This window comes from Hymenobacter jeongseonensis (genome assembly GCF_015694725.1).
Lineage (GTDB): Bacteria > Bacteroidota > Bacteroidia > Cytophagales > Hymenobacteraceae > Hymenobacter > Hymenobacter jeongseonensis.
On record NZ_JADQDQ010000008.1, the window covers coordinates 105,504 to 125,079 of the forward strand.

The 19,576-nt window shown below is 59.6% G+C and carries 18 protein-coding genes; 10 read left to right on the plus strand and 8 right to left on the minus strand.

All coding sequences use genetic code 11. The features are described from left to right. Nucleotides 1-99: 99 nt before the first annotated feature. From mnmA to I2I05_RS15965, 5 genes are all read left to right on the plus strand, one after another. Nucleotides 100-1,257 carry a tRNA 2-thiouridine(34) synthase MnmA gene (gene mnmA / locus I2I05_RS15945; RefSeq protein WP_196283254.1) on the plus strand — a complete coding sequence of 386 codons (1,158 nt, stop codon included), beginning with the start codon at nt 100-102 and terminating at the stop codon, nt 1,255-1,257. A gap of 28 nt (nt 1,258-1,285) precedes the next feature. Next, nucleotides 1,286-2,095, plus strand: a complete 810-nt coding sequence (locus I2I05_RS15950; protein WP_196283255.1) for a hypothetical protein — start codon at nt 1,286-1,288, stop codon at nt 2,093-2,095. A 39-nt stretch (nt 2,096-2,134) separates the two neighbouring features. Next, nucleotides 2,135-3,832: a S8 family serine peptidase gene (locus I2I05_RS15955; protein WP_196283256.1), complete on the plus strand. Its 1,698-nt coding sequence runs from the start codon at nt 2,135-2,137 to the stop codon at nt 3,830-3,832. A 146-nt stretch (nt 3,833-3,978) separates the two neighbouring features. Beyond that, a complete protein-coding gene (locus I2I05_RS15960) occupies nt 3,979-4,293 on the plus strand; it encodes a hypothetical protein (protein WP_196283257.1) in 315 nt (104 codons plus the stop codon). 129 nt (nt 4,294-4,422) lie between these two features. Further along, nucleotides 4,423-5,013: a riboflavin synthase gene (locus I2I05_RS15965; RefSeq protein ID WP_196283258.1), complete on the plus strand. Its 591-nt coding sequence runs from the start codon at nt 4,423-4,425 to the stop codon at nt 5,011-5,013. Nucleotides 5,014-5,060: 47 nt separating this feature from the next. Here the strand turns inward: I2I05_RS15965 and I2I05_RS15970 are convergent, their stop codons facing one another. Genes I2I05_RS15970 through hemF form a run of 3 tightly spaced genes read right to left on the minus strand, consistent with a single transcriptional unit; the run spans nt 5,061 to nt 7,140 of the window. Next, nucleotides 5,061-5,624 carry a flavodoxin family protein gene (locus tag I2I05_RS15970; RefSeq protein ID WP_196283259.1) on the minus strand — a complete coding sequence of 188 codons (564 nt, stop codon included), beginning with the start codon at nt 5,622-5,624 and terminating at the stop codon, nt 5,061-5,063. 12 nt (nt 5,625-5,636) lie between these two features. Beyond that, on the minus strand, nt 5,637-6,215 hold the full coding sequence (locus tag I2I05_RS15975; protein WP_196283260.1) for a phosphatase PAP2 family protein: 579 nt from the start codon (nt 6,213-6,215) through the stop codon (nt 5,637-5,639). Next, on the minus strand, nt 6,208-7,140 hold the full coding sequence (gene hemF, locus I2I05_RS15980; RefSeq protein ID WP_196283261.1) for an oxygen-dependent coproporphyrinogen oxidase: 933 nt from the start codon (nt 7,138-7,140) through the stop codon (nt 6,208-6,210). Before hemF ends, I2I05_RS15975 begins: the two co-directional genes overlap by 8 nt. 135 nt (nt 7,141-7,275) lie before the next feature. Between hemF and I2I05_RS15985 the strand changes: the two genes are divergently transcribed. Next, nucleotides 7,276-9,486: an alpha-ketoacid dehydrogenase subunit alpha/beta gene (locus I2I05_RS15985; protein ID WP_196283262.1), complete on the plus strand. Its 2,211-nt coding sequence runs from the start codon at nt 7,276-7,278 to the stop codon at nt 9,484-9,486. Nucleotides 9,487-9,525: 39 nt separating this feature from the next. Here the strand turns inward: I2I05_RS15985 and tamL are convergent, their stop codons facing one another. Beyond that, nucleotides 9,526-12,195 (minus strand): translocation and assembly module lipoprotein TamL, encoded by a 2,670-nt coding sequence (tamL, locus tag I2I05_RS15990; protein ID WP_196283263.1) that lies wholly within the window; start codon nt 12,193-12,195, stop codon nt 9,526-9,528. Between tamL and I2I05_RS15995 the strand changes: the two genes are divergently transcribed. Continuing rightward, nucleotides 12,195-12,953, plus strand: a complete 759-nt coding sequence (locus I2I05_RS15995) for an RNA methyltransferase (protein WP_196283264.1) — start codon at nt 12,195-12,197, stop codon at nt 12,951-12,953. The genes tamL and I2I05_RS15995 overlap by 1 nt on opposite strands. Nucleotides 12,954-13,099: 146 nt before the next feature. On the opposite strand, the gene I2I05_RS16000 is transcribed toward I2I05_RS15995, so the two are convergent. Genes I2I05_RS16000 through I2I05_RS16010 form a run of 3 tightly spaced genes read right to left on the minus strand, consistent with a single transcriptional unit; the run spans nt 13,100 to nt 15,927 of the window. Continuing rightward, the gene (locus I2I05_RS16000; protein ID WP_230688373.1) at nt 13,100-14,215 is read right to left on the minus strand and encodes an outer membrane beta-barrel protein; all 1,116 of its coding nucleotides are present in this window, start codon (nt 14,213-14,215) and stop codon (nt 13,100-13,102) included. Nucleotides 14,216-14,270: 55 nt separating this feature from the next. Then, a complete protein-coding gene (locus I2I05_RS16005; RefSeq protein ID WP_196283266.1) occupies nt 14,271-15,362 on the minus strand; it encodes a hypothetical protein in 1,092 nt (363 codons plus the stop codon). Between the two features lie 4 nt (nt 15,363-15,366). After that, on the minus strand, nt 15,367-15,927 hold the full coding sequence (locus I2I05_RS16010; RefSeq protein WP_317192359.1) for an RNA polymerase sigma factor: 561 nt from the start codon (nt 15,925-15,927) through the stop codon (nt 15,367-15,369). Nucleotides 15,928-16,172: 245 nt separating this feature from the next. Between I2I05_RS16010 and I2I05_RS16015 the strand changes: the two genes are divergently transcribed. The 3 genes from I2I05_RS16015 to I2I05_RS16025 all read left to right on the plus strand — a co-directional run bounded on the left by I2I05_RS16015 (nt 16,173) and on the right by I2I05_RS16025 (nt 19,015). Continuing rightward, the gene (locus tag I2I05_RS16015; RefSeq protein ID WP_196283267.1) at nt 16,173-17,084 is read left to right on the plus strand and encodes a bestrophin family protein; all 912 of its coding nucleotides are present in this window, start codon (nt 16,173-16,175) and stop codon (nt 17,082-17,084) included. Nucleotides 17,085-17,223: 139 nt separating this feature from the next. Then, on the plus strand, nt 17,224-18,231 hold the full coding sequence (locus I2I05_RS16020) for an ABC transporter ATP-binding protein (protein ID WP_196283268.1): 1,008 nt from the start codon (nt 17,224-17,226) through the stop codon (nt 18,229-18,231). A 343-nt stretch (nt 18,232-18,574) separates the two neighbouring features. Then, nucleotides 18,575-19,015, plus strand: a complete 441-nt coding sequence (locus I2I05_RS16025) for a hypothetical protein (protein ID WP_196283269.1) — start codon at nt 18,575-18,577, stop codon at nt 19,013-19,015. Nucleotides 19,016-19,033: 18 nt separating this feature from the next. On the opposite strand, the gene I2I05_RS16030 is transcribed toward I2I05_RS16025, so the two are convergent. After that, nucleotides 19,034-19,249: a hypothetical protein gene (locus I2I05_RS16030; protein WP_196283270.1), complete on the minus strand. Its 216-nt coding sequence runs from the start codon at nt 19,247-19,249 to the stop codon at nt 19,034-19,036. Nucleotides 19,250-19,576: the final 327 nt, after the last annotated feature.

Genomic DNA, 19,576 nt, shown 5'->3' on the forward strand with positions numbered 1-19,576 from the left:
GTATAGTGTGGGGAGGCCCAAGCCAAAGCCTGTGCTGCCAGCTACCTTTGCAGTTGCCGGCCGGAACCTTTCAAGCTCCGGGTGAATTGCACCACACATATGAATACCGAAGTAAAAGGAAGAGTACTCGTCGCGATGAGCGGCGGAATTGACTCCAGTGTCGCCGCCGTGCTGTTGCACGAGCAAGGCTACGAAGTGGTCGGGATGACCATGAAAACCTGGGATTACGCCAGCGCGGGCGGGTCCAAAAAAGAAACCGGCTGCTGCTCGCTCGACAGCATCAACGATGCCCGCGATATTGCCGTGCAGCTGGGTTTTCCGCACTACATCATCGATATCCGGGACGAGTTTGGCGACTTCGTTATCGACAACTTCACCGATGAGTACCTCGCCGGCCGCACGCCCAACCCCTGCGTGCTCTGCAATACCCACATCAAGTGGGATGCCCTGCTGCGCCGCGCCGACCAACTCGGCTGCCAGTTCATTGCCACCGGCCACTACGCCAACATCCGCAAGGATGCCGAAACCGGCCGCTTTGTGGTGAGCAAAGGCCTCGACGAAAACAAAGACCAAAGCTATGCCCTCTGGGGCGTGAGCCAAGAGAGCTTGAGCCGCACGCTGTTTCCGCTGGGCGGCATGCGCAAAACCGAAATTTATGACGAAGCCCGTCGGCGCGGCTTCACCGAGTTGGTGAACAAGCCCGAGAGCTACGAAATCTGCTTTATTCCCGACAACGACTACCGGGGCTTTCTGCGGCGGCGCGTGCCGGGCCTGGAAGCCCGCGTGGCCGGCGGCAACTTCGTGACCAAAAACGGCCGCGTCATCGGCAAGCACGAAGGCTATCCGTTTTACACCATTGGCCAGCGCAAGGGCCTGGGTGTGGCGCTCGGTTACCCCGCATTCGTGCTGGAAATTCGTCCCGATACCAACGAAGTGGTGTTGGGCAACTACGACGAACTGGCCAGCACAGCCACTGTGGTGGGCAAGCTCAACATGGGCAAGCGAGCCAGCCTCGCGGGCCTGGGCCTAGTGCCGGCCGTGGTGAAAGTGCGCTACAACCACGACGGCTCGCCCGCGTTCTTGGAAGAAGTAGACGGTAAAATCAGGGTCTATTTCGAGGAGGCGGTGCACGCCATCACGCCGGGGCAGGCGGCCGTGTTCTACGACGGCCAGGACGTACTGGGCGGCGGTTGGATTGAGCGCCACGTAATTGGAGAATTCCCCTTACCTTTTGCTGTTGCGGAATCTATCCGCTAAGTCAATCCAGCTCCTTTTCTGCCCCTATATGCATTTTTTTGTATCGACTTTGAAGGCGAAAGCGGCTGCTGGCCGTGCGGGGCTGGCGCTGGTAGCGGCGGCCCTGTGCCTGGCTAGCTGTAAGAATGAAACCATGCCGGCACCGGAAACGGGGAAGGACTTCTACCCAATTGCGGTGGGGAATTTCTGGACCTATGCCGTTGTGGACACTACTTGGAGCCAGGCAACGGGCCAGGGTTCGGGGCTGATAACCAGCGTGCCCACCGCAACCGTGTACGAATTCAAGGAGACAATCAACGAAACCTTCACCGATGCGGCCGGCAAAACGGCGTACCGCATGGTGCGCTCCGTGAAAGTGCCGCCGAGTACGACCTTCCGGAACGACAGCGTTTTTGTGCTGAGTGCCACTGACCAGTTTGTGGCCCTGAACCGCAACAACACCCGCACGCTGGAGCTAATCTTCCCGGTGCGCGAAGGCCGTTCGTGGAACCTGAACGCCTTCAATAATAACTTCAACGACACCATTACCGCCGAAACCCGCCAGTACAGCCGGATTGGGGAGGCCTTTACCACGGCCGCGGTGGGCAGTGCGCCCGCACAGACCTATGCCGAAACCCTGACCACCAAAAACACCGGAGCCGCGGCCGAAAACAGTTTGGTAAAGCGTTCCAGCTACCAGCAGGTGTTTGCCAAGGGCGTGGGGCCGGTTTTTCGTCGCCGGGTCAACATCCTTCCCTACACCTATGTTGATTTCAACGGGAATCAGGTTTATCCGCCCGGTGCGTACACATTGGGTTTTTCGCGCGAAGAAACACTGATTGATTACGGCCCCCGCTAGGCGGTCTGCTCACTTCCTTCCTCTTAGTTCTGGTTCTCGATGGTATTTTCTTTAGCAAAAAGCCTGGCAGTAGTTTTGGCGGCTGGCTTGCTCAACGTGCTGGCGGTGGCCCCCGCTGTGGCGCAAGGCACGGTACGGCGCCATTTGGTTTACTTCCGTGACAAAGCGGGAACGCCGTTTTCGGTGGCCCAGCCGCAGGCCTTTCTTTCGGCGCGCTCGGTGGCCCGGCGCACCCGCCAAGGCATTGCCGTGCTTCCCCGCGACCTGCCCGTGAACCCCGCTTACGTGACGCAGGTGCGTGGCGTCAGCGGCCGGCCCGAGGTGCTGTACACGTCTCGATGGTTCAACGCCGCGGTTGTGTCCTGCGATTCGGCCACTTTGGCCCGCATCACGGCGTTGCCTGCGGTGCGCAGTGCCGCTACCCTCAACCGCAGCTTCCGGAGCGTATCGCCCACGCTGCCACCGGAGCAAGTGGCCCCGGCGGCGGCCCGCGGCACCGTGGCTACGCGCGCTAAATACGGCATGGCGTATCGCCAAAACGAGCAGATTGGCGCCCTGGCAATGCACGATGCCGGCTTTCGCGGCGAAGGCATGCAGATTGCCGTCTTCGACGCTGGATTCCCGGGAGTTAACCAGATTCCGGCGCTCCAGCCGCTCTACCAGGAGCAGCGCTTGGTGAGCACCCGCAATTTTGTGGACGGCGGCCGCGACGTGTACCAGCGCAGCAGCCACGGCACCAACTGCTTGTCGGCCATGGCGGGCAATCAGGAAGGATTCTACATCGGCAGCGCGCCCAAGGCCACGTTCCATTTGTGCCTCACCGAAGACGTGAATTCCGAGCATCCCATTGAAGAAGCCAATTGGCTGGCCGCGGCAGAGTACGCCGATTCCGTGGGCGTGGATATCATCAGTTCCTCGCTGGGCTACACCACCTTCGATGCACCGTCGGTATCCTACACCTACGCCGATATGAACGGCAAAACGGCCATCAGCTCGCGCGCTGCCACCATTGCGGCCCGCGTGGGCATTCTGGTGGTGAGTGCTGCCGGCAATGAAGGCGCTAACCCCTGGCGGTACATCTCGGCCCCGGCCGATGCCGATTCTATCATTTCGGTGGGTGCGGTGGACTCTTTGGGCATCCGGGCCAGCTTTAGCAGCTACGGGCCAACTTCCGACGGCCGCGTGAAGCCCACGCTGGCGGCCATGGGCCGCGCCGCGGCCGTGCTGGCACCGAATGGCACGGCGTTCCGGGGCAACGGCACTTCTTATGCCTGCCCCATTTTGGCCGGCATGGTGGCCGGGTTCTGGCAAGCCAACCCTACGCTCACCGCCCAGCAAGTAATTGCCGCATTGCGCAACACCGCTTCGCAAAGCACCGCGCCCAATGCCAGCCTGGGCTACGGCATTCCAAATTTTGTAAAAGCCTACAACGCGTTAAATCCCGGCACCCCGTTGGATACGACGGACGGCCGGGCCGCCAGTGGCGAGGAGTTGGGATTGTTTCCGAATCCCATTGGCGACGGATTGCTGACGCTGGCCCTGCCCGCCGAGCTGCGGGGCAAGCCGTTGAGCGTGCGCGTGCTGGATGCCCGCGGGGCCGTGGTTGGCAGGCAGCAGCTGGCGGCAAGCACGGCCACCACAGCTCCCTTGAAACTTGGCCGCTTGGCAAAAGGGACTTACCTCTGTGAAGTGAGTGCCGGAAGCGTGCGCCGCACCGTCAAGTTTGTGCAGCAATAACCGCCACACTTCGCAGCAATAAAAAAGGCGCTGCACAGCGCCTTTTTTATTGCTTTTTAGGTTGAATATCCGCTTGTTTATCAGGGTGATATTTCGTAATTTTAAACCTTCAATTCACCTACTATTTCTTGCATTTCATGTTGCAAATGATGATTTCCAAGCGCATTGGGCGCAAGCAGTTTCACTTCACCGTGCAGGGGAATAATTTCCATGAAACCGTAGCCGAATACGACCGGCTCAGCTTCTCGGATGTAGCAGCTTGTGGCCTCTGTGGTTCCGATAACCTGGACCTGACGAGTCGCGTGGCGCAGGATAAATTCAAGTACACCTCCATCCGATGCCTCGATTGCCGGGCCGACCTGACCTTCGGCAAAACCCAGAAGGACGACCAAACGGTGTTTTTGCGCCGCCGCGAAGGCGGCGAACTCGACTGGCGGGCCATGGATAAATCCGACCGCTAATCATTTAATCAATCGGCCGCCCGCGCGGTTGTGCTTGCACTAAGTCTCAAGAACGGCCCCTGGCTTCCGGGTGCCGTTCTTTGCATTTGAATCCGGGGCGCTTGCCCCCTGCTTTTAACTCAAGACAGGATGTTTACTGGAATTATTGAAGGGTTGGGCACCATTGTGGCCGTCGATACCCAAGGCAGCAACCGACACTTTACCGTCGCGTCGCCGTTTGCCGCCGAATTAAAAATCGACCAAAGCGTGGCCCACGACGGCGTGTGCCTGACCGTGGTGGCCGTAGACGCCGCGGCGGGCACCCACATCGTCACGGCCATCGACGAAACCCTGCGCGTGACCAACCTGGGGCACTGGCAACCCGGCCGGCACGTCAACTTAGAGCGTTGCTTGGCGGCCAATGGCCGCTTCGATGGGCACATTGTGCAAGGCCACGTCGATGCCACGGCCACTTGCCTGAGTGTGACCGACCAGCAGGGTTCCTGGCTGTTTCGGTTTGGCCACGCGCCCGGTCCCGGTCGCCTGACCGTGGAGAAAGGCTCCATTTGCGTGAATGGCACCAGCCTGACCTGCTTCGAAAGCACGGACGAGAACTTTACCGTAGCCATTATTCCTTACACCTACGAGCACACAAGCTTTCACCAGCTGCGCGCGGGCGAGACCGTGAATCTGGAGTTTGACATTGTGGGAAAATACGTGGCCAAACTGCTGGGGCGTTGAGCCCCGTCCGCCTTTTGGCCGCGCAAATTGCGGCCAGCCGATGCCCGTTAGGTTGTGGCTGGGTTGAGAAAGAAGGTTTGCGCCTGCTTTAAGGCTGCTGCGTCCTGCTGAATGTCGTTGGGTCGGGAGCCGGTGCCGTAGAGCATGCCGCCCCATCGCATGTCCATGAATTGGGCAGTGAGGCGGAGGGTGGCCTCTAGTGGCTTGGCTTCGTCTCGCTTGCCGCTGCTCACGATGATGGCCCACAAGGTTTTTCCCTGCATCTGCTCGCTAAAAGCGATGTTGGGAGTGCGGAGCCAGGCGTTCCAATAATCGAGGTAATGTTTGGCCGCAGCCGGCAAGCTATACAAGTAGAGCGGCGCCGCGAGCACCACATCCGTTGCGTCGAGAGTAGCTTCCAACAGCAGTTGGGCGTTGCCCGTAGGGGCGTGAAACGCGCCCGTGTGGCGCAGGTCCACAAACTCTGGCAGCGCGTGGTCGCTCAAATGCAGCCAGCGCTGTCCGGTTTGAGCGGGCAGTGGATGCGCGGCGCAGTACGCCAACTGCTCGCTATTTCCGAGCCGACGGGTGCTGGAAAGCAGAAAAAGAAAGCGGCGGGCTGAGTCAGACATAAAGAATGTTGCCTAAGTGGGAAGCGGCCGGCCCCGAGCCGCCAAGTGCCGGAAAGCCGTGGCGGCCCCCCAGCCCAACAGGCTGCCCAGAGCGGCGCCGCCCAGTACATCAGTCGGATAGTGAGCGCCAAGATACATGCGACTGTACGACATTAATAGCGCCCACAGAAAAGCCGCAATTTTAAGGGCCCGAAACCGACCCGGGGCCAGCACCACCGCCAGAAAAACGGCTAACGCAAAAGAATTGGCCGCGTGCGACGATAAAAATCCAAACTGGCCGCCGCAGCCATTGGGCAGGTGAAGCAAACCATTGAGTTGCGGGTCGTGGCAGGGCCGGAGCCGGGCAAAAAAAGGCTTGAATAAGCGACTGGTAATGATATCGGCCAAGCCAACGGCCCCGATTACCAGTGGAAGCAGCAGCAAAGCCTGTCGGCGAAACAAGTAAATAAGAAAGCCAATGAGCAGGGCATAGGCCGGAATCCAGGCCGTGCGCTCGGAAGCGAACCCCATAACGGCATCCAGAAACGGATTTTGGGCCCGGTTCACGGCCAGCAAGAGCTGAATGTCGAGGGCTTTGATGAATTCAAGCATTGGCCAGCCAATCTACTCCTTTGCGGAGCCATGCCAAGGTGGTGGCTTCCGGTGAGCCCGGTGCGGGCGGAGCGGGGTTGTAGGCCCAGCCCGTGCGCGGCGGCAGACTCATGAGAATGGACTCGGTGCGGCCGCCGGTTTCCAGTCCGAAACGTGTGCCGCGGTCAAACGCCAGATTGAATTCGGCGTAACGGGCGCGGCGCAGGCTTTGCCAGGCTTCCTCGCGCTCCCCAAACGGCAGGGCGTGGTTTTCGGCCATGATTTCGGTGTAGAAAGGGCCAAACAGCTCGGCCACGTCTTGCACGAATTGAAACAGCGCTTCCGCCGAACCGTCCGGTCCCACCGTCAGCCGGTCAAAGAAAATACCGCCCACCCCCCGGGTTTCTTGGCGATGCGGCAGGAAAAAATAATCATCGGCCCAGCGGGTGAATTTGGGGTAGTAGGCCGGGTTGTGCCGGTCGCACACTTCCCGGAGCCGGGCGTGGAAGCGACGGGCCTGCGCCTCGTTCACGTAAATGGGCGTGAGGTCGATGCCCCCACCAAACCAGCTTTCGCCGTTTCCGGCCTCAAAATACCGCACGTTCATGTGGATAATGGGCACCTGCGGGCTGCGCGGGTGCAGCACCACGCTCACACCAGTAGCATAAAAAGAAGGGTCGGGCATGTGCAGCTGCCGGGCGGCGGCCTCGCTCATTTGCCCCCAAACGGCCGAGAAACCGACGCCGCCTTTTTCGAGAATATGGCCCTTTTCCAGCACTTTGGAGCGGCCGCCGCCGCCGCCTTCGCGCTGCCAGGTATCGGTGAGGAAGTGGACCGCGCCGGAGTCGGCAGCTTCCAACTGCTGACAGAGGCGCAGCTGAAAGTCAGCCAACCACATTTCAATTTCGGGCCGAATGGTGGGGGAGGATGTAGGAGCAGCGGGCATTGGAATGCGGAATACAGGGAAAACTCTGCAAGGGGAGCACAGCGAATGAGGCAAAAACAGCGGCCTGCTCATGCGGCCACAAAGATAGGCTCGCGGGTGGGGTGTACTTTTGTGGCCTAACTTCTCACGCTTCTGATGTCCGAATTTGCAGTTTCTGATACCGCCAACCTGGCTTCTACCCGTGTTACGGCGGCCGCCGCGGCCGCTGCGGCTGCGTTTACCACCCCCACCGCGGCCCCAGCGCCCGGCCTCGATAAAGAGTTGCAGCGGCGGGCCTTCCGGCTCATGCACACGGCGGCCGCGATGGCTGCTCTCTATGAGGAAGAAAAGGCTACCGCCTCGCGCTACGTGCACGCTACGGCCCGTGGGCACGAAGCCGTGCAGCTGGCCGCCGCCTTTCTGCTCACCGAAACCGATTACGCCGCGCCCTATTACCGCGACGATGCCCTGCTGCTGGGCTTGGGCCTGCGGCCCTACGAGCTGATGCTGCAGCTGCTCGCCAAGGCCGATGACCCCTTCAGTGGGGGGCGCACTTACTATTCGCACCCTTCGTTGCGGCGCGCTGGCATACCGGTTATTCCGCACCAAAGCTCGGCTACGGGCATGCAGGCAATTCCGGCCACGGGCATGGCGCACGCCTTGGCTTATTTTGAAAGTCAGGGCTTGAAGTATCCCCGAAACGAGGAGGTGGGAAGCCCAAATCAGCGCCTGAATACTGAGAATTCGGCTGCAAACCCGGTGGTGCTTTGCTCCATTGGCGACGGCGCGATGACGGAGGGGGAAGTTGCCGAAGCCCTGCAAATGGCCGTGCTGCACCAGCTGCCCATCATCTACCTGGTGCAGGATAACGATTGGGGGATTTCGGCCACGGGCCGCGAAATGCGCGCCATGAATGCGTACGAGTTTGCGGCTGGCTTTCCGGGCATGCTGCGTTTGCAAGTGGACGGTGCCGATTTTGGGTCGTCGCACCAAGGCCTGAGCGACGCTTTTGCCCACGTCCGGGCCCGCAAAGGGCCCGCGCTGGTGCACGCCAAATGTCCCTTGTTGGGCCACCACACCAGCGGGGTACGCCGCGAGTGGTACCGCAACGACCTCGGCGCCCACCAGGAACAAGACCCGCTGCCGCGCCTGCACCAGCAATTGCTCCGGCAAGGCTTTACCGCAGAAGAGCTCAATGCCCTTGCCAGCGAAGCTACGGCTTTGGTGCGGGCCGATTGGGAGCAGGCCCTGGCCGCCCCAAACCCCGACCCGGCCACCTTTGCCGACCACGAATTTGCCCCAGCTGCCGTGACCGCCGAAGCCGGCGAGCGCAGCCCCGCCGGTGCCGATAAAGCCCTAATGGTGGACGCCGCCCTGCACGCAGTGGACGATATTCTGCGGGAGTTTCCGGAGGCCCTGTTCTACGGGCAGGACGTAGGTGGCGAGCTGGGCGGCGTATTTCGCGAAGCCGCGCTGCTGGCCAAGAAGTACGGCGATGCGCGGGTTTTCAATACCCCAATTCAGGAGGCCTACATCGTGGGCAGCACGGCGGGCATGGCGGCCGTAGGCGCCCGGCCCATCGTCGAAATTCAGTTTGCCGACTATATCTGGCCCGCGCTGAACCAACTGGTTGAGGAACTGTCCAAATCATGCTACCTGACCGAGGGCAAGTTTCCCATTCCGGCGCTGATTCGGGTGCCCATCGGGGCCTATGGCGGGGGCGGGCCGTACCATTCGGGTTCCATCGAAAGCACACTGCTTACCATTCGGGGCATTAAGGTGGTTTACCCTAGCAATGCCGCCGACATGAAAGGACTGATGCGAGCGGCTTTCCTCGACCCCAATCCGGTGATTATGCTGGAGCACAAAGGCCTGTACTGGAGCAAAGTGCCGGGCACCGAGGACGCCAAAACGATAGAGCCGGCGGCTGGGTACGTCATTCCGTTGGGCAAAGCCGCGGTAGCGCAGGCCGCCGACCCCGACAAGCTGCGCCAGGGCGACACAGCCTTGGTGGTTACCTACGGCATGGGCGTGCACTGGGCCAAAGCGGCCAGCCGTGACTTTCCCGGCCAAGTCGAAATCCTCGACCTGCGCACCCTCAACCCCCTCGATTTCGAGGCCGTGACCGAAGCCACCCGCCGACACGGCAAAGTGCTGGTGCTGACGGAAGAGCCCCTGATGAACAGCTTCGCCGAAAGCCTCGCCGGCCGTATTCAGCGGCACTGCTTCGAAGTGCTGGATGCCCCGGTATTTACGCTGGGCGCCGCCAACTTACCGGCCATCGCCCTGAATGTTGAGCTGGAGCGGCAAATGCTGCCGAGCACCGCGAAAGTATCTGTTTCGCTCGGAGAGTTGCTTGGCTACTAGCGTCTTGGGCCGTAGCCAGCGGTGGCCACGGCCCACGGCTTAGAATGGGTAGCCAATGCCCAGGTTGAAGGCAATGCGGTTGGCAGGCGTATTGAAGTTGCGCAGTGCCCAATTCTGGCCATCCAGGGCGGCGGGGTCGTAGACTTTCACGGCGGCGTCGAGGCGCAGGATAAGGAAAGTAAAGTCGAACCGAATGCCCATGCCCGAGCTCACCGCAATTTGCTTGTAGAAGGAGTTGAGCTGGAACTGCGCGCCGGGGCGCAGGTATTCGCCATCTTTTTTGCGTTCCTGCAAACCCCACACGTTGCCAAAGTCGGTGAAAAAGGCACCTTTTATGAAGTTGTAGACCGGAAAACGGTACTCGGCGCTGCCTTCCAGCAGCAGTTCACCGGGTTGTTCGGTTAGGTAGTCCCGCACCACTTCGCCGTCCTGCAGGCGCAGTGGGGTGTAGCCGCCGGGACCCAGGCGGCGCGGCGCCCAAGCGCGCAGGCTGGTGGAGCCCCCGGCAAAAAACGATTTATCGTAGGGAATGACGTACTGGCTGCTGCCGTCTTTCGGGTCGGTCGTGCGCGTGAGGGCGCGCACCACGCCCCCGTTGAGGCGCCACACAAAGAAGGTGCGCGGCGAAACGTGGTAATAACGGCGGTAATCGACGCTGAACCGGGCAAAATCGTACACATTGAGGCGCAGTTCTTTCAGCAGCGCATCCTTGTACAGGCCACGGGTCATGCCGCCCAATTCCCCGAATAGACGCAAATACTGCGCGTTGCGGGTTTGGTTGAAGTCGTTGGAATTATAGAGGGAAGTGAAGCTGATGCTGGGCTCTACCAAACTCACGAACGACCGGTACAACGACGAGCCCTGCTCGATGCGCAAGGTTTCGAGGCGTTGGTCAAATTCTGGGCTGGTGTAAGGCGTGTTGACGAAGGTGATGACGACCGGCGAAAAGACGTATTGGTGGAACGGCGAGCGTTGCCAAATGTAGTCGTAGGCAAACTCGAAATTGGAGCGCGTGTATTCGGGCCGCTTCACAAAAGTTTCCGATAGCGAAAACCGGGTTTTGGGATTGTAGCGCGTCAGAAACTGGTTGGTATTGAACGGCACCAAAAACTGGGGCAATACCAGCGCGGCCGTTGCGCCCAGCTGAGTGGTATAAACGGATGTGCCCTCGTCGGTAGCGCCCGCTACGCGAACGAGCTGCCCCTCGAAACCTGCCCGCACCCCTAGCTCCAGGACTTCTGCGCCGCCAAAGGGGTTGCGGGTCTTGAGCCGGAGGTTGATAAAGGGGCCCGGTTTGTCGGCCACGTAGGTACCGCCAAATTCGCTGGTTTCGGTGTATTTGGGCGCCGGCGCCGCGTTGATAACTGCCACCAACTCGCCGGTACTGGGGCGCAGGCCCACGCTGTCGGCAGTGGGCGGGTCGGCCACTTTGCGGTAGTTCACGGTATTGAACCGGAACATGTCGAGGTCAGCCAGCATGCGCTGCGTTTGCAGCGTGCGGTCGAGACTGAAGCGCTGGCCGGGCCGCACCAGCACCTTCTGAGCCAGCAAGCGGGTGCTGTATTTTTGTTCGTAGGCCGCGAAACGGATGGAATCGGTCACGACGGTATCGGCGCGGAGGCCGGCGGCGGGCCGCACGCGGCGGGCCGCGCCGGTGCCGGCCCGGCGCAAGGTGTCGCCCGTGGCCGCGCGCAACGTCCGGTTTACGCCGGCATCCGTGGTGAAGCGCACTTGGCGCAGGGTATATACCCGGTGGCCCTGTCCGGGGCCGGGGTTTGCAATCAGGGTGCGCAGCCGCACCGTAAAGGCCTCGTAGCTGGTATCGGCTTCGAGGGTGATGTACTGCTGGCGAAAGTCATAATAGCCGGCATTTTTCAGCAGCGTTTCGAGTCGGGTGCGCTCCTGCCCAATCAGCTCTTCGTTGTAGCGGGTGTTTTCCTTGAGCAATGTGGCGGCCTGCCCGCTACGCACCACGGCGGCAACGCCGGAATCGGCAATGGTGGGCTCTTGGAGGCGGTAGAGAAAAGGCTTATTTTCGGTGATGTTGTAAGTGACCGTGACGCGGCGGTAGTTCTTGGCAATGGCCTGCGAATCGGGATTGCTGGGAAAAACGTGGCCGATGGCTTTAATGGCCCGCAGCAACAGCCCCCTCTGGTAGCGCCCGGTATCGGTGGCCGTGACGGTGGCCCGGAAAAAACCCTGCGAATGCAGAAAGGTGGTCATTTGCTCGACTGAGCGGCGGGTGAGCAGGGTGTCGTAGATAACCGGGGCCTCGCCCAGCCGCATGATGGCGTTGCCCTTGTCCAGGGCCAGTTGCTTGCGGTTGACCTTGCGCTCGCGTTGCGCCAGCAGCTTGCCCAGTTTGGCCGAGTCGGTCCCGGCCCCCTGAATGCGCGTATCGAAGCTGGATTGGATGGTCCGCAACTTTTCTTTGATGCGCGCCGAATCGTAGAAACCGTGCCCCAGCTGGTAGATGGCCAGCTTGGGCAGTGGGAATTGGGTGTTGGGTTGTTGCTGGGCCAGGGCCGTCAGCCGTTCTTTGTCGGCCTGTTCCACCCCCTTCAGTTCGACACGGCTCAGCAGGCGCTGGCCGGGCCGCAGCAGTTTGAACGGAGAACAGGCGGCAAAAATCAAAAGCCCGAGCAACGGGCCCATGCGCCAGCGCAGGCGGCGGGTGGGCCGTAGTTTCGGCGAATATTTAGACGACAATGGTTTCAAAAGCACTAGGCAAATACGTGCAGTCACTGCACCAAAAAAAGTACCGGCAGCGCCACGGGGCATTCCTCGTGGAAGGCGGCAAAAGTGTGTTGGAGCTGCTAAGTTCCGACCTGGAAACCGAACACCTATTGGTTACGGCTGAGTTTGCATCCCAAAACCGGGCGCAACTCCCGGCACAGCTCCCGCTTACCGTGGCCACGGAGTACGAATTGACCCAGCTGGGCACGCTGGCCACCAATACCACCGCGCTGGCGGTGGCCCGCCTGCCCCCCGAAAAGCCACTGCCTCCAACGCTGCCCCAAGGTGCTTTGTTGCTTGCGCTGGACGAAGTGCGCGACCCCGGCAACCTCGGCACCCTGCTGCGCCTGGCCGATTGGTACGGCCTGCCAGGCGTGGTGCTTAGCCCCGGCTGCGCCGACCCGTATTCGCCCAAAACCGTGGCCGCGACCATGGGGGCCTTCGCCCGGGTGCAGGTTTGGGAGCGTGACCTGGCCGAGTGGTTGCCCACGCACCCGGCTGGAACGGCTATTTTCGGCGCCGACCTGCAGGGCGACAACGTGCACCGCCTGGCGTTGCGGCCCACCGGCATATTGGTCATGGGCAGCGAGTCGCACGGCCTCACACCCGCGGTGGAGGCCTGCCTCACACGCCGCCTGCATATTCCGCGCGGGGTCAGTGGCGGGGCCGAAAGCCTGAACGTGGCTATTTCGGCAGCAATTCTGTTGGATAATTTCTTCCGCAATCAATAAGAATTTCAGCAAAATTGAATCGCAGAAACTGCGCGTTTTCCATTTGCCTGGAAAGGCTGAAATTTAACAAAACGCCCCGGACCTGCGCAGGTCCGGGGCGTTTAGCTGAAAAGTAGCGTGCCGTTTGATGCGGCTAAGCATGGGCTTTAGTTGCCGAACAAGCGCAGGCCGAAGCTTACTACCTGGGTGTCGGGACCGGCATTGGTCTTGAACAGGCTGTTCATGTTGTACTTGGCAAACAGTTCCAGGCTGCCGTAGCCAATGGTGCCTTGCATGCCGTAGAGGAAATTTTCCATGTTGTAGCTGTCCACTTCCCGGTCTTTGTAGCTGTTGCCGTCGTTGGTGTACTTCAGCTTGGTCCAGGACTTGATGCGGTAGCCGACAAATCCGCCCGCTCCGAGCGAGAAAGTATTCTTGTAATGCTTATCGCGCAGTTGCAAACGCAGCATCAAAGGCAGGTTGATGGACGATGTACCGAGCTTGCTTTTCTCGTACTGGCGCCCGCTGGTTTCGGGCACAATGTCGGTGCGGCCGTTCTCGTTCACCCACTTGTTGTTGCCGCTCAGCATAAAATTGTTGAAGGCAAATTGTGGGCCCACCGTGATGCTCATGGGGCTGCGCTTGCCGCCCAGGCGGGCCCGCCAGTCAAAGCCAATGTTCACGTAGCGCGAGCCTTCGGTGCGCAGGTCTAGGGCATCGGTTTCGCCACCGGGCGAGGTGTATGCCTTTTGATTAGCTAAGGCGTTGAGCCCGAGGTCGAAGATAAAGTCCGTAGAAGTTCGGTCGTTCTCGATTTTACTCAGGCGGGTAGAGTCGCGTCTGGCTGTCTTTTCTGCCTTGGTTTGGATGTCAGAGGTCTTTATTGACACGTCGCCGTTGTCGTTGGTAGTCACGTTCACTCCAAACTTTTTGTTGAGCAGTACCACTACTCCGCTGCTGTTGGGTTGCTTTTTGCGGGTTGTGATGCGGATTTGCTCGGGCAGGTTTTTGCCGGGCTGGTCTTTGTCGGGGTAAAACTGGACGGTTACTTGGTCAGAGGTGCCATTTTTGGCCGCCGTTTCGGCCTGGGTGATGTAGCCGGCCAGCCGGGACGTGAGCGAGTCGAGCTGGTAGTTCTTCATCTGCCGCAGTTGGGCCGCGTCGCGCACCACCAAGGTGATAGTGGCCTGGTTAGGCAGCCGAATCACGATGGTGTCTTTTAGGACGGGGGCGCTGGGCAAGTTGGTGGCCGAGGCCACGTTCAGCCCGCCAAACAGTAGCATCAACAGCAGAGAAAAGGGGAGAAAAGCGCGTTGCATGATTTCTATTAAGTAAGAATTAGAGTTGAATTGATTTGGTGAGGGTGTGGCCGGCAATGGTGGCCCGCACCGTCACGTTTTCGGGGAGGCCGGCGGCCTCGGCCAAGCTCACCCGCTCGCCCCGCACCAGGTTGCCGGCCTGTCGAAGGAGCCGGCCGCCCAACCGCCGCCGCTCATCGGTAGCGGAAGCGGTAGCTACCGGACTGGCCATTTTGCTGGGGCGAACCACTGGCTCGCCGCCGTTGCGAACATCTACCGTAATCAACTCGCCGGCGCTGGCTAGGCTGGCGGCGGGCACTGTGCTGGCGGGGACGATTTCCGGTGCCGACGCAGGTTTTGGCAAAGTGGCCACCACGGTTTCGGTGGTTGACCGTGGCTCGTCAGCCGCGGCAGGCCGGGTCGAGGCCGCTGGAAGGACGGGCCGGGTAGTTGTGCGGGCCACGAGGGGAGCTTGTTCGGTGGCCGCGTCCGGCTGCCGGTTGGTTCCTTTCAAGTGACGAGGCAACTGCCCGGGGGCCGACATCCTGGCCTTTGGTGCGGTAGATGCGAGGGCCTCGGAGCGGGTTGCCTGAGGCGTTAGGTTTTTTTGATTTGAAGTTGAAGAGGCAGTATTTGCGGGCTCCACTGCGTTGGCTGCTATCTGCTGGGGTGCCGACGCTGGACTTGCTGCGGCCTCAGTCGTTTTCTCAAGCTGTGCCACTACGGCTTGTTCCGAAGGGCGAGCAGGAGGAGTGGTTGAAGAATCGTTTTGAGTTGCAACCGTGCCGCTTTGCGTGCGGCCGAACGGGAAACCCAACCACAGGCCCGCACCGCCGGCCACCAGTAGCAGCGCCAACGCGGCGGCCATCGCCATGGGCCACCAGGCGGCTGCCCGTTGTTTTTTGGGGCGCAGGTGCTCATCTTCGAGGCGCTCCCACAACACGCGGCCGGGAGGGGTTGCGTGAGCCTTCAAGCCTTGCTGAAACAGCTGGTCGAGCCGCTCGGCGCTGCTGTCGGGCGTCGATTCCGATGCGGCACCGGCCTGCAGGCGGGACCACAGCGCCTCGCTGGGCGGCGAAGCGTGGCCGTCCAGTTTATCGCGGAATAAGTCGTCTATATTTTCGGGAGGCATGGTATTAATTGCTAGCAATGGCAGAAAACTGAACCCGGCGCTGCAACATGGCTCGCGCCTTGCTCAGCTGGGATTTGCTGGTGCCTTCGGTGATGCCCAGCAGCTCGGCTATTTCCTGGTGGCCGTAGCCTTCCAGGGCGTAGAGGTTGAACACGGTGCGGTAGCCGGCGGGCAGGCCGGCGAGCAGGCCCATCAGGTCTTCGGCCTGCAGCTGGGTATCGGCCGTGGCGGGGGTGACGGCCAAATTTTCGGGCTGCAAAAATTCCTCGAACGACACCGTCATCATCTCGCGCTGGCGCAGCTGCATCAGGGCCTCGTTCACCATAATGCGGCGCACCCAGCCTTCGAAGCTGCCTTCGAACCGATAGTTGGGCAAGGCCCGAAACATCTTGGCAAAACCCAGCAGCAGGGCTTCTTCGGCATCTTCGCGGCGCTTGAGGTAGCGGCGGCACACGGTGAGCATCAGCCCGGCCAGTTGGTCGTAGAGCTGCCGCTGGGCCCGGTGCTCGCCCCGCACGCAGGCAGCAATGAGGTCGGCTTCGGTCATCACGGTAAGAGTGGGCAATGGGCAGAAAGCATGGTGAAGTATCGCGCCAGATGCGAAAATAGCTACGAAGGTTGCCCGGGTTGCCAAATAAAATAAATAGGCTTCCCAAGTGTCGGATTACTGGCAATAATATCGCGCTATGCCGTCGCAGAGTTGGATTTACACAACTAAGCAGGCCAGTAGCGGCCCAATTTTGTTAACTTAAACAGTGACTTACCCCGTACTGTAGGAAGTAAGTCTCCCAATTCCCTGGCCCGCCACCTATGCTCCTCGATACCAAGCTTCCATTTCGCTACATCATTAAGGATATTTTGCCCGATGCAATTCGGGTGTTTCTTATTTCCGTCGTCTTTCAACTGATTAAGCAATTTTATTCGGCCTGGCTGCCGCTCATCCCGTTGCAACTTCCCACTGTATTGGGTGGGTCCATTTCGTTGCTGTTGGCCTTCAAAATCAGCCAGTCGTATGACCGGTGGTGGGAGGCGCGCAAGGTATGGGGCTCCATCGTCAACGAATCGCGCACGCTGGTGATGCAGGCCAACAGCTTCCTCGAAGCCGACGAGCTACTGCCCACTGGCGCCGATACCCGCCTAAAAACCCTGGCCTACCGGCAAATAGCGTGGTGCTACAGCCTGGGCCAAGGCTTGCGCGGACTAGACCCCATGGCCTCCATCGCCAATTACCTGCCGGAGCACGAACTCGAATACATGCGCCTGCACTCCAACAAGCCGCTGGCCCTGCTGACGCTGCATTCCATCCAAATAAAAAGCTGGTTTCAGGCTAAAACCATCAATTCCTTTCAGCAAGTGCAGCTCGATTCGACGATGGTGCGGCTTTGCGAGGCCATGGGCCAGGGCGAACGCATCAACAGCACCGTCTTCCCCTCGAGTTACCGCTTGCTTATCTACCTGTTTATTTACCTGTTCCTGGTAACGCTTTCCCTAGGGCTGGTCGAAACCATTGGGCTGTGGGAGGTTCCGCTTTTGCTGAGCATTTCCATCACCTATTTCCTGCTGGAACGCACGGCCCGCTACCTGCAGGACCCTTTCAGCAACCGCCCCACCGATACGCCGGTCACGGCCATTGCCCGCACGGTCGAAATCAACCTGAAGCAGATGTTGCGGGAATCGGAAGTGCCAGAGCCCTCCGTTGCGCAATCCTATTATCTGATGTAATTGCTGATTGCCAGCATTACGGACCGAAGCGGGACGGCAGATATTGTCAGTTTTAGTCCACCGGGATTTACTTCGTTGCAAGTGTCTTCTATAAACGAATGGGTTTGTAATCGTTTCTATTCTCACTTTTTGCCCGATTTTGGATTTGCTTGCCGTACATAATATCAGCCTGGAGGAGCGGGGAAAGCCGATTTTGCAACAAATCAGTTTCACGCAGTCGGCGCACCAAAAGCTGGCCATTGCCGGCGAGTCGGGCACGGGGAAAAGCACGTTGCTGCAGGTAATTGCCGGCCTCGTTCAGCCCAACTCCGGCGAGGTACACGTTGCGGGCAGCCGGGTGCGCGGCCCAGCCGAAACGCTGGTGCCCGGGCACCCTGGAGTAGCCTACCTCACTCAAAATTCGGAGCTGCCCCACGCCCTGCGAGTCGAGCAAGTGCTCCGATACGCCAACCAAAGGCCCGAAGCGGAGGCGCAGCAACTGTACGAGTTGTGCCGCATTAGCCACTTGGCGGAGCGCCGCACCAACCAGCTTTCGGGGGGCGAGCAGCAGCGGGTAGCCTTGGCTCGGTTGCTGCTCGGCTCGCCCCAGCTGCTGCTGCTGGATGAGCCTTTTTCTAACCTGGACCGGGCACACAAGCGCGCAATGCAGGGCATTATCGAGGACCTTGGGCTGCGGCTTGGCATCACTTGCCTGCTGGTTTCGCACGACCCCGCCGACACCTTATCGTGGGCCGATGAAATTTTGGTGATGCACCAAGGACGCATTATTCAGCAAGGGCCACCCGCTCGTATTTACCGGAACCCCATCAACGAATACACAGCGGGCCTGCTAGGTGACTACAACCTCGTGAGGGGTGCCGACCGGCAAGCCCTTTCCCCCGTGAGCAAGCGCAAGGCTGCGGGCACTGCGTTGCTCGTTCGCCCCGAGGATTTCCGCCTCGCCCCGCCCGGCAACGGTCAGGTGCCTGGAACGGTCAAGGCCATTCGGTTCTTCGGTAGCCACCACGAGCTGGAAATTGTCCTGCCTCATAACACCGTCCGGGTGCGCAGCGAGGCTACTTCCTTTGAACCGGGAACTACCGTAGGTGTCTCGCTCGCGGCTGGGACTGGCTGGAATGTGGCCTTACCGGAAAAAGCCCCCATGTAGCCCTACGGCGGCCCATCCATGTTAAGACAGGTTCCGCTGGGGCCTTGTCTGTGGGCATTGCGCTACATCCAGCGTTGCGCTGTATCGAAAGGGCTGCCGCAACGGATAATCCGGTGGTTTCAATCACGCTCCAACAGGCTCCAGAGCGGAGCTTGAACCGAGTATACTGTTCAAAAGCACGGTGTAATCAGCATATTACGTTTTTTATGTAATATATCGCAGAAATAGTGTTTCTTTGGAGGGAAATTAAGCATCTCCAATGAAGTCATACTACGGACCTATGCGAAACTCATCACTACCAAGTCTGGCGTTTTTTGCGGTAAGATGTCGAGCCGGTTCCTCCTTGTTGCGGGGCTACAGCCGCCGGACGTTGACGGCGGAGGAGGTAACCAAAACCTGTGAAGTATTGCTGGCCGCGGCGTTGCATCGCCGCTGCAACTACTGGTTGCTCGATGGCCGCGTAAGCCACCACCAGCAGCCCGTGGAATTGCACGAGTGGCTCGAGCACGATTACTATCCGCGGGTGCGGGCTCAACTCGGCCAGTCGCCGTGCATTGCCTTTCTAGTCGACCCCCGGCAGTGGCCAAGCTTGCAGCAGTTTGGCCATAGTGCGCCGCTGGAATGGCCCGCTTTGGAGGCCCGCGTGGGCTGGTTTCAGGAAGAAGCCGCGGCATTGGCGTGGCTGCGAGCGCAGGGCGCCCACGCCAGGGAGCGCAAAAAGATGCAAGCGGCAACCGCTCGACCCGATAGAAGCAGGGGAGAGCAGTTGATTTTTAACTTCTAGGCAGCAATCGGCAATTCCTTAATTCTGGAGCGCATCGAGGGCCTGCTGTTGGTTTGCGGCCTGCAAAAAGTCAAGCAACTGCTCCACGGTCAATTCTCCCAGCACAAACCATTCCAGCAGCATGCACTCAACCGGATTAGGTTCCTGCGATTTATTCTTGATAATGTTCAATACGCTGTCCATCATGTACTGACGCTCTTGCTTGGACACTAATTGATAGGGCAACTGTTTCATAGAATACAAATAAAGATTGCCATGAATATAGGCAGGCGAGGCAAATGTAAACGAAGCTGTCAGAGATTTTATGCAGTTAAGTACGTATTATGATGGGTATTAACACGTAAATTAATAAATAACATGGTGTGCTGGTTTGATTTTGGCCCGCCAACTTACCCCGCAGCCTAACCGTAATTTTTGACTTCCAAAGCGGTTGTGACCACTTGTTTAATTAATGCTAGTTGTGCTCAGGGGCAAAGTGCAAATTGTTGGAATTATTTAAATTAAAAATATAAATAAGTAGTTGTTTTTTGCCATGCCTCTGATTTCAGAAATGAACTAACA

What these genes read in the sequence shown, in the direction of transcription:
- mnmA (WP_196283254.1), top strand. Translation starts at nt 100, where the DNA reads ATGAATACCGAAGTAAAAGGAAGAGTACTCGTCGCGATGAGCGGCGGA.
- I2I05_RS15950 (WP_196283255.1), top strand. Translation starts at nt 1,286, where the DNA reads ATGCATTTTTTTGTATCGACTTTGAAGGCGAAAGCGGCTGCTGGCCGT.
- I2I05_RS15955 (WP_196283256.1), top strand. Translation starts at nt 2,135, where the DNA reads ATGGTATTTTCTTTAGCAAAAAGCCTGGCAGTAGTTTTGGCGGCTGGC.
- I2I05_RS15960 (WP_196283257.1), top strand. Translation starts at nt 3,979, where the DNA reads ATGATGATTTCCAAGCGCATTGGGCGCAAGCAGTTTCACTTCACCGTG.
- I2I05_RS15965 (WP_196283258.1), top strand. Translation starts at nt 4,423, where the DNA reads ATGTTTACTGGAATTATTGAAGGGTTGGGCACCATTGTGGCCGTCGAT.
- I2I05_RS15970 (WP_196283259.1), bottom strand. Translation starts at nt 5,624, where the DNA reads ATGTCTGACTCAGCCCGCCGCTTTCTTTTTCTGCTTTCCAGCACCCGT.
- I2I05_RS15975 (WP_196283260.1), bottom strand. Translation starts at nt 6,215, where the DNA reads ATGCTTGAATTCATCAAAGCCCTCGACATTCAGCTCTTGCTGGCCGTG.
- hemF (WP_196283261.1), bottom strand. Translation starts at nt 7,140, where the DNA reads ATGCCCGCTGCTCCTACATCCTCCCCCACCATTCGGCCCGAAATTGAA.
- I2I05_RS15985 (WP_196283262.1), top strand. Translation starts at nt 7,276, where the DNA reads ATGTCCGAATTTGCAGTTTCTGATACCGCCAACCTGGCTTCTACCCGT.
- I2I05_RS15995 (WP_196283264.1), top strand. Translation starts at nt 12,195, where the DNA reads ATGGTTTCAAAAGCACTAGGCAAATACGTGCAGTCACTGCACCAAAAA.
- I2I05_RS16000 (WP_230688373.1), bottom strand. Translation starts at nt 14,215, where the DNA reads ATGCTACTGTTTGGCGGGCTGAACGTGGCCTCGGCCACCAACTTGCCC.
- I2I05_RS16005 (WP_196283266.1), bottom strand. Translation starts at nt 15,362, where the DNA reads ATGCCTCCCGAAAATATAGACGACTTATTCCGCGATAAACTGGACGGC.
- I2I05_RS16015 (WP_196283267.1), top strand. Translation starts at nt 16,173, where the DNA reads ATGCTCCTCGATACCAAGCTTCCATTTCGCTACATCATTAAGGATATT.
- I2I05_RS16030 (WP_196283270.1), bottom strand. Translation starts at nt 19,249, where the DNA reads ATGAAACAGTTGCCCTATCAATTAGTGTCCAAGCAAGAGCGTCAGTAC.